The sequence below is a fragment of the Porphyromonas gulae DSM 15663 genome (assembly GCF_000378065.1).
GTDB lineage: Bacteria > Bacteroidota > Bacteroidia > Bacteroidales > Porphyromonadaceae > Porphyromonas > Porphyromonas gulae.
Genome location: NZ_KB899163.1, coordinates 42,068 through 56,187, shown reverse-complemented (window position 1 = coordinate 56,187; position 14,120 = coordinate 42,068). Strand labels below are relative to the sequence as shown.

Genomic DNA, 14,120 nt, shown 5'->3' with positions numbered 1-14,120 from the left:
CTATTGGCAGCAGCTGCTTACAACTTCAAAAGAGCCATGAAGGCTCTTTTGCACCTGCTCAAAATAATAAGCGAAAAGCTAAGCGAGAGACCATCGATGAATGACTCCTCACTTGCAAATGCTTTTTAAGGGATGACTACGTAGCACAAAGGTCTGCATGGAACTGACCAAGAAATACGGATTATATCTTGCTTCTGGAAAAGAGAATGTCAAGCGTGAACGGCTGAAAGGAAACGACAAAACCCAATATGAGATTTACGACGCTCTCAAAAAAGCTATCCCTCAAAGTTTGACGTGGGAGCAGTTGCAAGCAACCCTAAAGCAATCAGGTATAGGCTTGGAATTTAAAATGAATGGGAATACAGATAAGATTCAGGGCATCATTTTTGAGAAAGACGGTAATCGGATTTCGGGCTCCCATGTAGATAGAGAATGTAGCTTCTCAAAGATTGACAGGCAGATTAAAGATAATGCCTATCAAGCACTTCAAGAGGCAGAAAAACAAGAATTCAAAACATCGGAAACAGGAGGTGTGATGGATGCTCTTGATTCTCTTATAGGGCAACTAAGCATTTTCTCGCTCTTTAATAGTCCTCATTATGATGCAACGCTTGCCGAATACATTCAGGCTCTGAAAGCCAGAAAGTTGGCAGCTAAAAGCAAAATCAGAATACGCAGAGTACTGCACTAATGTTTAATCACAAAAGAAAAAGTATATGAATACAGATAGAATGGATACTTCGGCCGTATATGGTTTATTTGAGGAATTGAAGCAAAGTCTTACGGAAATGGCTTTCTCCTTAGAAGGAAGATCTGAACAACAAACAATCGATTTGAGTAAAATCGAAGAACTTTTTGAGAGGATGAATACACTTTCAACGCAAGAGGTATTTTCTCCCGAACAAATCAGGGTCTTGGAAGAAATACTTACCAAGAGTGTAATGGCAGGACTAGAAGTAGCCTTTGAGAAGCTGGATGGATGGGACTCAGAGAAAAAAGAGACTCACAAGCCATCGAGGCAAAAATTGATGAGATCGGCAAAGAGAGTCGTACTGTCATCCGTAAAGAACATATTCTTAGTCTTGACTTTAAGAATAGCAGAACAGTTATCACTTTTTACTGTATGGGGCTTGTTATTTTGTTTTCACTGCTTGGAAACTTCTGGCAAATGCGACAAAATAGTCAACTATTGGATAATGATTTGAAGTATCGCCACATTAAAATGTATGGAGAAACTAATCAGGAAAAGCTAATGGTTTTGGAAACGCTCTTCACCTATCAGAGAGACGAACAGCAAATTGCACTTATCCGAGAACAAGTGGAAACTTACGAACGATTAGTTAAAGAACAGGCAGAAAAGACAGAGCGAGCCCGCCTGAACACATCGCAAGCAAATGAACTTCATAAGCAAGCAGAATCCATAAAACAACGGAAATAAATGCTTCTCTTCACACCCATTAAATGATTTAAGGGAATGAGAAAATAAAATCTCATTCCCTTTTTCTATGCTATTTCATTTCACATCCTTGCGCTATCAAACAAAGAATATTGAAAGAGATGGATAAACCTATGAATCGAATCAAAGAAGTGCTTGAGGAAAAAGGTATTAAGCAAACATGGCTTGCCGAAAAACTCGGCAAGAGCTTTAGCATTGTCAATGCCTATGTCTGCAACCGCCGTCAACCAAGCCTCGAAACCCTCTTCCAGATTGCGAAGATATTGGGGGTGGATGTGAAAGGGTTAATCATTTATGCAAAAAGTAGGGATTTTTAAAATTTGCCTCAAAGGATGGTGTATGTGTAAAAATGACATCAAAAAAAGTTGAAAACATAAAAGAAAATACGATGACTACACTAACGCATGATTTAACAAGGCATCTTAGGGCTCTTTGTCAAACTCTCTCAGGATAAAAAACCTATTGGGTTCTTTATTTCTGCAGGTTGTCCATTATCTGTGCCAATGCCAGGGGAGAATGGCCTCTCATTCCTGATATGAAACAATTATCCGAGTATGTCTCATCCCAACTACAATCTAAACTTCCTAATAGATTGATAAAGGAACTCGAATCAACAGGCAAGGATAAAAATAACCTAGAAGACGTTCTAAGCTTTGTTCGCTCGCTAAAAAGTGTGGCATGCGGAGGGGGAATGTGCACCCCTGTTGCAAGTATGGCTGTTTTCATCGAAAACTCTATCTTTGCCGATGGGAGTATTAATAACTCAAACAGAAAAAAAGATGAATAAGATGGTTGTTTTGGCAGCCGCCATAGCTATGACGGTTGCATTCGGCTCATGCAAATCCAAGCAAAGTGCCTACCGCCAAGCTTACGAGCAGGCCAAAGAACGTGAGATTGCCCAAGCTGAAGACAAGGATACGGAAACTCGTCCGATAGTTTCTAAACCGGCTATCAATGTACAGATCCGTCAGGAAAAGCTCTCTGCTTACAGTGGAGAAGATGCTTCTCGATTGGATCGGTTCAGCGTAGTGGTAGGCAGCTTCCGCAATGCAACGAATGCTCGTTCTCTGAAAGAACGCTTGGAATCTGAAGGTTATACCCCTATTTTGGCAGAAAACGAACAGGGGATGCTACGCGTAATCGTAGCCAGCTTCCCTTCACGCGAAGAGGCCATCGCTGCCCGTGAGGCCATCAAGGAACGCTATGCCCCGAATTTTCAGGATGCATGGCTGCTTGAGCGTGCTAACTAATGGACATCAGACAAGACTATCCACTCTCCAAACGCAATACATTCGGTATTGCAGCCCGGACGGATTGGTGGATCGACTACACATGCGACGCCGATATTGACCGGCTTGTGAAAGACGAATTTTTTCAAGAATGTCGCGTACAAACGATTGGCGAGGGGAGCAATCTGCTCTTCCTCGCTAATTTTCATGGTATACTGCTTCATTCCGAAGTAAAGGGTATCACCGAACTGCACAAGGATCAGGACAGTATTCTCTTGCGTGTAGGATCGGGTATGGTATGGGACGACTTCGTCGCCTATGCCGTAGAGAACAACTATTATGGCATAGAGAATCTCTCCCTCATACCGGGCCAGGTGGGGGCGTCGGCAGTCCAAAACATCGGAGCCTATGGAGTAGAAGTATCTCAGCTGATCGAGGCGGTTCATGCTCGTCATTACCGAACAGGAGAATCTCGTGTGTTTCGCAACGAAGACTGCCGATACGCATACAGATACAGTATCTTCAAAGAACCGAACTATGCCGAATGGGCTATTATGTATGTGGACTATCGTCTGCGCCTGAAGCCCTCTTTCTCACTTGAATACAAAGCCTTGGCCAAGGTCCTGGAAGAAGAACGAATCACCCCTACCCTACGATCGATTCGAGATACGGTCATACGCATCCGCAATTCCAAGTTGCCCGATCCGACCACAATAGGTAATGCGGGCAGCTTCTTCGTGAATCCGGTGGTATCTGCCGAGAAATTCAATACCCTGCAAACCGAATACCCCTCCATACCAAGCTATCCCCAACCGGACGGCAGTGTGAAAGTGCCGGCCGGATGGCTGATCGAGCAATGCGGATACAAAGGGCATCGCTCCGGTGCAGTAGGCGTCTATGAACATCAGGCTTTGGTCTTGGTGAACTATGGCGGAGCTACGGGCACTCAGGTGGGTGCTTTGGCAGAAGAGATCATAGGCAGTGTCCGACAGAAATTCGGAATCACTCTCCATCCGGAGGTCAAATACATTTTATAATATATCAAGTAGCAAGCCTTTTGCCCCATGCGTTGCATATTATTAGGCTCAGGCACCAGTACCGGCGTCCCCGAAGTCGGCTGTCATTGTAGGGTATGTCGTAGCGAAGACAGGCATGACAAGCGCACCCGTACTTCTCTTCTTATAATCACGGATGCAGGGAAACGAATCCTCATCGACTGCAGCCCGGACTTTCGCCAACAAGCTCTGTTTGCCGGCATCGATTCGCTCGATGCCATTTTGCTGACTCACGAACATTTCGACCACGTCGGTGGACTCGACGATCTGCGCACCATCTGTTGGCATCGTGAGCTTGCCGTCTATGCCGAACAGAACGTACTGGACTCCATACGCGACAGACTGCACTATGTATTCCGCAAAAATCCTTATCCGGGTACTCCTCTACTGAAACTGTGCGAAGTAAAACCCGGCATGCCGTTTCAAGTAGCAGACCTGATAGTAGAGCCTCTTCGCATCATGCATGGCAGGCTGCCGATACTCGGATATAAGATAGGAGAGATGGCTTTCCTTACCGATATGAAGGATATAGCAGCAGAAGAAATCGAGTGTCTGAAAGGCTGCCGACTTCTTTTTATCAACGGCCTTCGCTACCGAAAGGAACACCCTTCGCACCAGACCATCGAGCAAGCTATTGACACAATAGGACAAATCGGCAATCCGGAAAGTGTGCTGATTCACCTCTCCCACCACGCACCTCTGCACCAGGAACATTTGGCTCTTCTTCCTCCACATATCCATTCGGGATACGACGGGCTGGAAGCCATAATCAACGAGAAGAGGATAAGAATTAAGGACTTCGAGTCGCATGTGTCCCGTTCGGAGTACCATTATCAAGACTGCGGACGCATTGATTACGAATCGGCACTGACCCTGCAACGCAAGCTCTTCCATGATGCTGTAGTAGACAAATTGGAAAACAGGAAACCGCAAAACACACTACTCTTCTGTGAACATGAACCGGTCCTAACCTTAGGCAAACACGGTCATGAAGAAAATCTGCTGCTGTCCGAATCCGAACTGAAAAGTCGCAGCATCCGACTATTTCATATAGAACGAGGAGGGGACATCACCTACCACGGGCCGGGACAAATCACGGGGTACCCCATATTCGATCTCGAACAATACGGTATCGGCTTACGCACCTATATCGAAATGCTTGAGCAGTGTATCATCGATCTCATTGCCATATTCGGTCTGAAAGGCGAACGTTCGGCCGGAGCATCCGGTGTATGGCTGGATCCTGATATACCGGGGCGTGCTCGCAAAATCTGCGCAATAGGGGTGAAAAGCAGTCGCCACATAACGATGCACGGCTTCGCCCTCAATGTCAATACGGATCTCGATTACTTCAAACTGATCAATCCCTGTGGATTCTCGGATAGAGGGGTGACTTCCATCGGTCGTGAACTCGGACGCGAGCAGGATTTCATCCTCGTCAAACAACAACTCGAAGCTATTTTCCGACGCAATTTCGGTGCTTTATAGCTCTTCTCTTCACACAAACACTCCTTTTTGATTGGAAATGTATTTTCCAGTCATAAATACACGTGAATAAACGAAAATCTCCCCACTGAGAATGCAATACGCTGATAAACAGTACATTGCATGTTTCCCTCGGATCGAATCCGCACTGTTTTATAGCCTTTGGGAACACATGCCGGAGGGGGGGCGAGCTACGCCCTATAGAGACCTTTGCGCAATAACCCTTCCACCCCCCTCATATTGATCAAGACGGACACAAGCATTGATTTGATGAAGAGAGGAGAGCTTCATGTGGGTCTCTGCGAACCTCAAGTATATACCTGAAGGAAACTTGGGGAAATCTCTGTTTACTTGGCAACCATACATCTGCTCTTCGATCTTTGCCTAAGATACAGAACTAACATGAGAGGATACTATGGTCTCATATGAGAGGATACTATGGTCTCACATGAGAGGATACTATGGTCTCATACGAGAGGATAATATGGTCTCACATGAGAGGATACTATGGTCTCATATGAGAGGATAGTATGGTCTCATACGAGAGGATACTATAGTCTATTGATGGAAGATGCTATCTGCTCTGTGTCGGATGGCAGGTTCGGGGAGTGGGAGATTCCGTGCGAGCTGTTAAACCGATAGATAAGATCGTCGCACGGCATTTTCTTGGAGATTTCATTGTCAATTGACCGATTTCCGAGCTTCAACATCGGCTCGATCCAAGCAGAAACAGGATACCTCTCTGTACATTTGCTTGAACTGATGTATTACACAGGGATGAAAAGTTTCATCAATGGTATCCTGTAGTTCAGATCGAATCTTTTTCTACTTTGGACAGCTTGGCAAACCGAAGCAATAAGCGTTTGCGTCCCACCTGCTGAAACGAGACTTCTGCCTTAGCATTGTCGCCTTCGCCTTCGAGGGATTCGATGATTCCGATTCCGAAGCGTGCATGTGCCACCGTGTCGCCCACACGCAAATCTCCTATCTGCTGATGAACCATCCGCTCCTCATGAACAGGGGAGGAGCCGATGCGTACCAGCCGTCTGCGAATCGGCTCCGGCTGAGGCAATCTTTCGAAAGCATCGCTCCGAGAAAAATGGATGGGGAGTTCGTCACCTTGGCAGTGTCCCCCTAACATTTCTTGCGGTACACGTCGCTCAACGTACGCATCATCAAGTTCTTGCAGGAAGCGACTCGGACGCGAACGTTCTGTTCGCCCGTTTCGGGAGCGTTCCGCAGCAAAGCTGATATGACAGGATTCTTTGGCACGAGTGATAGCCACATAGAAGAGACGACGCTCCTCCTCAAGACCTTGTTCGGTAGCATTCATCATCGAAGGGAAAAGGTTTTCTTCCATACCAACGATAAAAATATGCCTGAACTCAAGTCCCTTTGCGGCATGTACCGTCATCAGGGTGACATAATCTCCGGCTACTCCCTCTGTATCTTGGTCTGTCAGGAGTACGACCTCGTTGAGGAACGTTCCCAAGGAGGGGTTCTCTCCCCTTTCTTCGGCGTAAGAAGTGCTGTATTCCTCGATGCCGTTGAGTAATTCTTTGAGGTTTTCCTGCCGACTTATCCCCTCGATACTTTTGTCCGAAAAAATTTCGGCCGAGATCCCACTCCGTTTGACCACATCGGCTGCTTGCTCGTACAGAGATTCGTATTCGGACTCCTGAAGTTCACGGATGAGAGAGACGAACTCACTAAGACGGCGTCGGGCTGTAGCACTAAGATCAGGAAGGCCTTCCTGCGATTCGGACAGCACATCCCACAACGAACGTGAAGAAGCCGCGGCTATCTCGTTAAGACGAGACAGAGTGGTATCCCCTATTCCTCGCTTGGGATAGTTGATTACACGCCTGAGTGCTTCGTCATCATCGGGATTTACGATCAGACGGAAATAGGCCAGAACGTCCTTGATCTCTTTTCGCGAATAGAACGAAAGCCCACCGTATATACGGAAAGGAATATTGTGTTTGCGGAGTGCCTCCTCGAAAACTCGGCTCTGCGCATTAGTGCGATACAGAATGGCGAAATCGGAATAAGGGCAATGCTCTTGCAAGCGTCGCTCGACGATCGAGTCCGCTACCGTATAAGCCTCCAAATACCCCGATAGGCAGCCCGTCAGGCGAATACGCTCGCCTACCTGTTTGTTCGAAAAAACTTGCTTAGGGATTCGCCCCTCATTGTGAGCAATCAAGCTATTGGCTGCATTGACGATGCTCTGCGTACTCCGATAGTTCTCCTCAAGTTTGAAAAGCTTGCTCCCGGGGAACGACTTTGAAAAGCCCAGAATGTTTTCCACCTTGGCACCACGAAAGCTGTATATACTCTGAGCATCATCCCCCACAACAAATACCTTACCTTTCTCTCCCATCAACTGCCGAGCGATCAAATACTGTGCAAAGTTGGTATCCTGGTACTCATCGATCAACAAATAATCGATGCGGTCACGGTAGGTCTGCAAGACATCAGGGAAATCACGAAAAAGGACATTGATTTTGAAAAGCAGATCATCGAAATCCATGGCATTATTCTGCTTGCACAGCATGGTATAAAGAGAATAAATCTCTGCCATCCGAGGCATTCGACAGTCTATATCGTATCGGGAGAGATCCTTATTGGCAGCATACGACTCGGGAGAGATCAGCTGATTCTTGGCCATCGATATACGATGCTGTACCGCGTTGATACGATATACCTTATCATCGATATTCATGCGCTTCATCACATGACGGAGCAAGCTCTTGGTATCGTTCGTATCGTAAATGCTGAAGTCACGAGTATATCCGAGGTGTGCGGCATTCTCTCTAAGGATACGAGAGAAAACGGAATGGAATGTACCCATCTGTATCCTGTAAGCAGCAGGCCCGATCTCGCTTGCCACACGCTCCTTCATCTCTCTGGCAGCTTTGTTCGTAAAGGTCAGTGCCATCAACCTTGCGGGATCGTAGCCGGAGCGAATCAGGTGCAGCAACTTATAAACGAGTACCCGTGTTTTGCCGGAGCCTGCCCCGGCTATCACCAAGGCAGGCCCGTCATTATAAAGAACGGCAGCCTTTTGGCTGTCGTTCAATGATGAGAGATAATCTTCGGACATTACGATGCCCCGACAATCATACTGATTCTTTTAAGAAACACTTCTCGCAGCGTATCATTCGAGAGAACACGATTGAGATGACGCAGGAGTTTGTCTATCTCTTCTTCCGCATCAGTACCATGCAACAAGATTTCTGCCGTACGGATAGGAGGAAGCATTTCGTTCATTTCTCTAATCGAATCGGATGTGTACAGGAACATAAAATCACGCACATCCTCAGGCAGATTGGAGCCATCATTTCTAAGCGGGAAGATAGGACGATAGTCTCGGATAAAGCGATAGAACGGACCTAAGATGAACGGATCTATATGCTGTACCACAGAGGAGAACTGAACGGGGGTGAGATCTTCGATGGTCTCCAGATTCATATAAAGATGGTCGATCTGCATCCTCTTGATAGCCACCGAAACAGGATCGCGCCACTCCTTCAAACGAGCAGCCTGCTCCACAAACATGAATGTACAGGGGGGGACATTATTAGCCACCTTCTTAACAAAAGCCGAAGCATGCATCACCTCGATGGGCAAGCGGCGAAGCACAGGATTGGCAAAGGCATTTCGCCAAAGGATGAAACGCTGCGGATCGTTGATAATCACATATCCCGTAGCTCCGGGCTGATCGCGCAGATATACATCGGCAAGGGCAACGACTTCGCGAACGATTACATCGGAAGGAACACCGACCATCACGCCATGTCCCTCATAAGCCAAATCATACACATGCCTACGCATCTCTTCCGGCATATCGGCTGTATACTCATTATCGACTCGCTTGTCCGGATTGGTCTCGCGCAAATAATCCTGCCACTCCGTCCTACGGCAATGTTCCTGAGTCAGATCGAACACATCCTCATAGCAACGGAATGAAGCGGCAATATCCTTGGCCTCATCACAAATCTGCGGTAAGAAGCTGTAATTCTCAGGAGGTAAAGTGCCTGACTCATCGAAAAAGCGAGCACGCAAGGCCTCGAAGCGTGCCGTCTCTTCGCGTCCAACACGCATCTTGATGCTCCGGCCGCCTTTATAGCTCACGTAGATGGAACTATACTCGGGTGTATAGTCAAATTCGCCCCAAGGGTAACCGGGTACCTGATCTTGAAGAAAGAGCGTTACGGCCTCGATATGCTTGCATGTTCCAAGCCCATTCGTTCTAAAATCCAGGCAAGAACAATAATTCCGTTCGCTCCGAACACCACGGAATGCAACTCGGTATCGGTTGCGGCCGTTTGCCACCAAATAATCACCCCATATCCGATTATCATCCAAATGTTCGACCTCGAAAGGGTTCTGTTCAGCAAATTCTCTTCTTAATCCTACTTGCCACTCTTCTACGGTCATGCCTTCGGGACAAAACCGATTAGACAATTTCTGTTCTTTCATTGAATAAACCTTCCTTTACTTTACATTATATATTGTCTGCAGAATTCATGTGTACAGCACCCATCCGGCCTCTTTCGAGTTCGGCTTTTACAAATTGAGCTGTATAACTATTCCTGCATTCTATTATATCCTCCATTTTCCCTTGGTAAAGCAACCGGCCACCGCCTGCTCCTCCCTCCGGTCCTATATCAATCAAATAATCCGCACAGCGGATCACATCCAAATTATGTTCGATCACTATCACCGTATTCCCTCTCTCTATCAGGCGATTAAGGATCCCCAACAAGACGCGTACATCTTCGAAATGTAAACCCGTAGTCGGTTCATCTAATACATAGAGTGTATTTCCCGTGTCGCGTTTACTCAGCTCGGCAGCTAATTTGACTCGCTGGCACTCTCCTCCCGATAAAGTCGAAGATGGCTGTCCCAATTTGATATAGCCCAAACCGACCTCCTGTAAAACGGAAAGCTTGGATAAAATATGAGGTACATGTTCGAAAAATTCGACAGCCTTATTGATAGTCATATCCAAAACATCCGCAATGGACTTTCCTTTGTAACGGACTTCGAGTGTCTCCCTATTGTATCGCTTCCCCCGGCATCCCTCACACGGAGCAAATACATCAGGCAAAAAATTCATTTCGATCGTCTTGTATCCATTACCTTTGCAAACCTCACAGCGTCCGCCTTTGACATTGAAAGAAAAACGCCCCGGCTTATATCCACGAGCTTTACTCTCGGGCAGACCGACAAAAAGAGCACGAATATCGGTAAACAATCCCGTATATGTGGCTGCATTGCTTCTAAGCGTCCGCCCGATAGGACTTTGGTCCACGGCTATTATCTTATCTATATGCTCTAACCCCTCTATGCGGTCGTAGGGCATCGGATCCTGCAAAGAGCGGTACAGTTTTTGGCTGATAGCAGGGAATAGAGTCTTATTGATCAATGTACTTTTCCCACTACCGGAGACCCCGGTAACACATATAAATACCCCCAGCGGAAAGATAACGTCTATATTCTGCAGGTTATTGCCTTTGGCTCCAAATAATTTTATCGTTTTCCCGTTGCCGTCTCTCCTGCCGATCGACTTTTCTATACGCTTTCGTCCACTTATATAATCGGCAGTCAGCGTATCAGCCTGCACCATCTCTTCGGGACTGCCGGCAAACACCACTTCACCACCATGTCTACCGGCTCGTGGTCCTAAGTCTATTACATAGTCGGCATGCATCATCATATCCTGATCATGCTCCACCACTACCACTGTATTGCCTATATCACGCAAATCCTGAAGCGAATGAATCAACCGAAGATTGTCCCTTTGGTGAAGACCGATACTCGGTTCATCCAATATGTACAAGACCTCGACCAGCTTGCTTCCTATCTGGGTAGCCAAACGAATCCGCTGACTTTCTCCTCCGGATAAGGATGCTGCGGCTCGATTCATCGTCAAGTACTCCAGCCCCACATCTTTAAGAAATCCTAAGCGTGTCCGTATCTCTTTCAGTATCTCTATAGAAATAGCTCGCTGCGTATCCGAGAGATGTTCATCCAAAGAATCTACCCATTCTATAAGAGTCTTGATGTCCATTGCATTCACTTCTGCAATGTCCTTGCCGGCCAAACGATAGGACAGAGCTTCTTTGTTCAGACGCTTGCCGGCACAGTCAGGACAAGTCGTAGTCTTGAGAAACTGATCTGCCCATTTCTGTGCAGTCGCCGAGGCATCGGATTCTTCTGCCTGCATCAGTATATACTTAGCCGCACCGTCGAAAGTAAGAGCATATCTCGACTGTCCCAGTGCCTTGTTGTTGATCGTTAGCAACTCATCCGTACCATATAGAATATCTTCGATCAGCTCTTCCGGCAAATCGCGCAAAGGTGTTTTGATCGTCACGTCGTACTTTTCGCACAATGCCTCTATTTGCCAAAAGAAAAGATTGTTCTTGTATTTACCCAATGGCTCGATGCCACCTTCGTATATACTCTTCTCACGAAATGGAATGATCTTGTCCATATCCGGCAGATTCACTTCACCCAAGCCCTTGCAGCGCGGGCAATAGCCATGAGGGGAATTGAAACTGAAATTGTGCGGAGCCGGATCGCTATACGAAATTCCCGTATCAGGACACATCATCATCCGACTAAAATGTCCCACTTCGTTTTTTTCCGAATCCAACACCATCACAAGCCCCTCGCCCTCACGCATAGCCAGTGCCAAGCTCTCCGCTATACGTTTGCTCTGATCCGGTGCTACGCGCAGCTTGTCGATCTGCACTTCGACATCATGCATCTTATAACGATCAAGCTTCATCCCGTGCAAAATCTCACGAATCTCACCATCCACGCGTACATGGAGATAGCCTTTCTTACGAAGCCTTTCGAACAGCTCCTTATAATGCCCCTTACGCGAGCGAACCACCGGAGCTAACAAAGCTATCTTTCGCCCATCGTACTTTTCCAAAATGAGGTGGAAGATTTGCTCTTCGGTGTACTTCACCATCTTCTTACCTCCGGCATAAGAATAAGCCTCCGCAGCACGGGCAAAAAGCAAACGAAAGAAGTCGTACACCTCCGTAACGGTACCGACGGTCGACCTCGGATTCCGATTGGTCGTCTTCTGTTCTATGGAAATGACCGGACTCAGCCCCTTTATCTCATCCACATCGGGGCGTTCCATGCCACCACCGAGGAAATTCCGCGCATAAGCGGAAAAAGTTTCTATGTAGCGCCGCTGCCCTTCGGCAAAAAGGGTATCGAAAGCCAGTGACGACTTTCCACTGCCGCTCATTCCCGTGATGACAGTAAGGCTATGACGCGGAATACACACATCGATATTCTTCAGATTGTGCACCCGTGCTCCATAGACTTCCACAGCATCGTGTAGAGCTATCTTGTCTTTTACGTTTATAACTGTATCGCGCATATATTTCCGACCACTTCCTCATACATTGCTCATGGTATTAGAACAATCGGAAAGGTCGATTCGTTTTTTGCTATCGTGGGAGGTTTCCCTCCAAGGGTGTTTCGTGTGCAGGTCGGAGGATATTGATATCCCCTTTTCGTTTGTATTTGATTCCGTCAGCCCCTTCCGCTTCAATTACGTAATAGTATACGCCCGTAGGCATCATCTTACCTCTATATTTACCGTCCCAACCTTCATCAGGATTGGTCCAGCGAAAAATCTGTTTTCCCCAACTATCGAATATGCGTCCGTCAAAACGAACGAGTGAAGAATGCTTTACCCTGAATACATCGTTCACACCCGGACTACCGTATGGGCTGAAAGCGTTAGGTATAGTCAGACTGGACTCTGCTACTTTGTAATAGTTTTCCAACAAAACCTCATCGGTACAAGTTCCCGTCCGATTCGTCGCCTGCAACAGGATACTATACACGCCGGCCTGGCGGAATGTAAAGTCCGTAGTGGTTCCATTATAAACAAGAATGCTGTTTTCTGCCCCTTCCTCTGTCCGATAGATACGCCAGACAAAGTTTGCGGCCGAAGGCTCGTTGCCGTATGCAGCAAGCGTTACAGAGAAAGGAGCGGACACGAGAGAAGCATCTCCCTCTTCGGGCGTATTATCTCCTATTGCGCTCCCATCCTCCAGCTTGTCCACGAAAGCATACACCTCCACTTTCGGTGTCAGAAGTTCATCCGTGGCAATAGCAGTGAAAGGCAGCGACAGCTCCTTGGTAAAGCGATCGCCATGAATCGTATAGACAGCGTCTGCCAACGATGCCGACACCACAAGAGTTCGTTCGTCATCCGATGCTTCAACCTCAACTTCCTTCATGGAAGGCCGAAACAAACGAGCTTCGGCATCCCATTCCATATCCGAATAAGAAATCCGCACCCCCCGATCCAAGCGGCGGGGCACACCGTTAGGCTGATTATAAGGAATAGGCGGGATGGCTGCATCCACAGCTAAGTCCATCGAGATACAGGGAGACGTCTCAGAAGGTTTCCCCGTAACAGTAGAAACGGTCAGAGAATAGTCTGCATAGTTGCTTATCCAATAGTACTGAGGTAGTCTCCCATCACCGGAGATGAAATAACCACAGTTGAGTTGAGGAGCCGTAAGCGTCCACATACCATCCGAATAGGTAGCTGTAGTCACCTCTTCCGCTTCGATGGCTTTGGTCGTATAGCGATACAACTTTCCCGTACTCGTTCCGGCAAAACGCAGGGTGACAGATGCGGGATTCAGTGTATGCAGCATAAAAACCTGCAAGCGATTGGGAGAATCGTCCAGAGCTTTCATACTCGGTGCACCGACTATCTGTATCTGTGCCTTTGCTGTGCCGAAAGCCAACATGGAGAGCAAACACAGCTTTAGGAGTGTGCACAACTGATTATTTCCTTTCATCCGATTGTTTTTCTTTTTTATCCGGTCAATAATTTTC

Annotated in this window: 10 protein-coding genes; 6 read left to right on the top strand and 4 right to left on the bottom strand. The window is 47.1% G+C overall.

Annotated features, from left to right (window positions below; all coding sequences use genetic code 11):
• Nucleotides 1–157: 157 nt before the first annotated feature.
• The 6 genes from F452_RS10795 to F452_RS13075 all read left to right on the top strand — a co-directional run bounded on the left by F452_RS10795 (nt 158) and on the right by F452_RS13075 (nt 5,228).
• The gene (locus F452_RS10795; protein WP_018965400.1) at nt 158–691 is read left to right on the top strand and encodes a hypothetical protein; all 534 of its coding nucleotides are present in this window, start codon (nt 158–160) and stop codon (nt 689–691) included.
• 288 nt (nt 692–979) lie between these two features.
• Nucleotides 980–1,438, top strand: a complete 459-nt coding sequence (locus F452_RS12790) for a hypothetical protein (protein WP_018965399.1) — start codon at nt 980–982, stop codon at nt 1,436–1,438.
• Between the two features lie 119 nt (nt 1,439–1,557).
• Entirely contained in the window at nt 1,558–1,773 is a 216-nt protein-coding gene (locus tag F452_RS0106415) for a helix-turn-helix domain-containing protein (protein WP_033317158.1), read from the top strand.
• A 462-nt stretch (nt 1,774–2,235) separates the two neighbouring features.
• Entirely contained in the window at nt 2,236–2,706 is a 471-nt protein-coding gene (locus F452_RS0106405) for an SPOR domain-containing protein (RefSeq protein WP_026292259.1), read from the top strand.
• Nucleotides 2,706–3,722: a UDP-N-acetylmuramate dehydrogenase gene (gene murB / locus F452_RS0106400; RefSeq protein WP_018965396.1), complete on the top strand. Its 1,017-nt coding sequence runs from the start codon at nt 2,706–2,708 to the stop codon at nt 3,720–3,722. The genes F452_RS0106405 and murB overlap by 1 nt, the downstream gene beginning before the upstream one ends.
• Before the next feature lie 27 nt (nt 3,723–3,749).
• A complete protein-coding gene (locus F452_RS13075) occupies nt 3,750–5,228 on the top strand; it encodes an MBL fold metallo-hydrolase (RefSeq protein WP_018965395.1) in 1,479 nt (492 codons plus the stop codon).
• A gap of 805 nt (nt 5,229–6,033) precedes the next feature.
• Here the strand turns inward: F452_RS13075 and F452_RS0106385 are convergent.
• The 4 genes from F452_RS0106385 to F452_RS0106370 all read right to left on the bottom strand — a co-directional run bounded on the left by F452_RS0106385 (nt 6,034) and on the right by F452_RS0106370 (nt 14,083).
• A complete protein-coding gene (locus F452_RS0106385; RefSeq protein WP_018965394.1) occupies nt 6,034–8,331 on the bottom strand; it encodes an ATP-dependent helicase in 2,298 nt (765 codons plus the stop codon).
• Nucleotides 8,331–9,710, bottom strand: a complete 1,380-nt coding sequence (locus F452_RS0106380; RefSeq protein WP_018965393.1) for an SWIM zinc finger family protein — start codon at nt 9,708–9,710, stop codon at nt 8,331–8,333. Before F452_RS0106380 ends, F452_RS0106385 begins: the two co-directional genes overlap by 1 nt.
• A gap of 25 nt (nt 9,711–9,735) precedes the next feature.
• Nucleotides 9,736–12,639 (bottom strand): excinuclease ABC subunit UvrA, encoded by a 2,904-nt coding sequence (gene uvrA, locus F452_RS0106375; RefSeq protein ID WP_018965392.1) that lies wholly within the window; start codon nt 12,637–12,639, stop codon nt 9,736–9,738.
• A gap of 70 nt (nt 12,640–12,709) precedes the next feature.
• Nucleotides 12,710–14,083, bottom strand: a complete 1,374-nt coding sequence (locus F452_RS0106370) for a T9SS type B sorting domain-containing protein (RefSeq protein WP_026292258.1) — start codon at nt 14,081–14,083, stop codon at nt 12,710–12,712.
• Nucleotides 14,084–14,120: the final 37 nt, after the last annotated feature.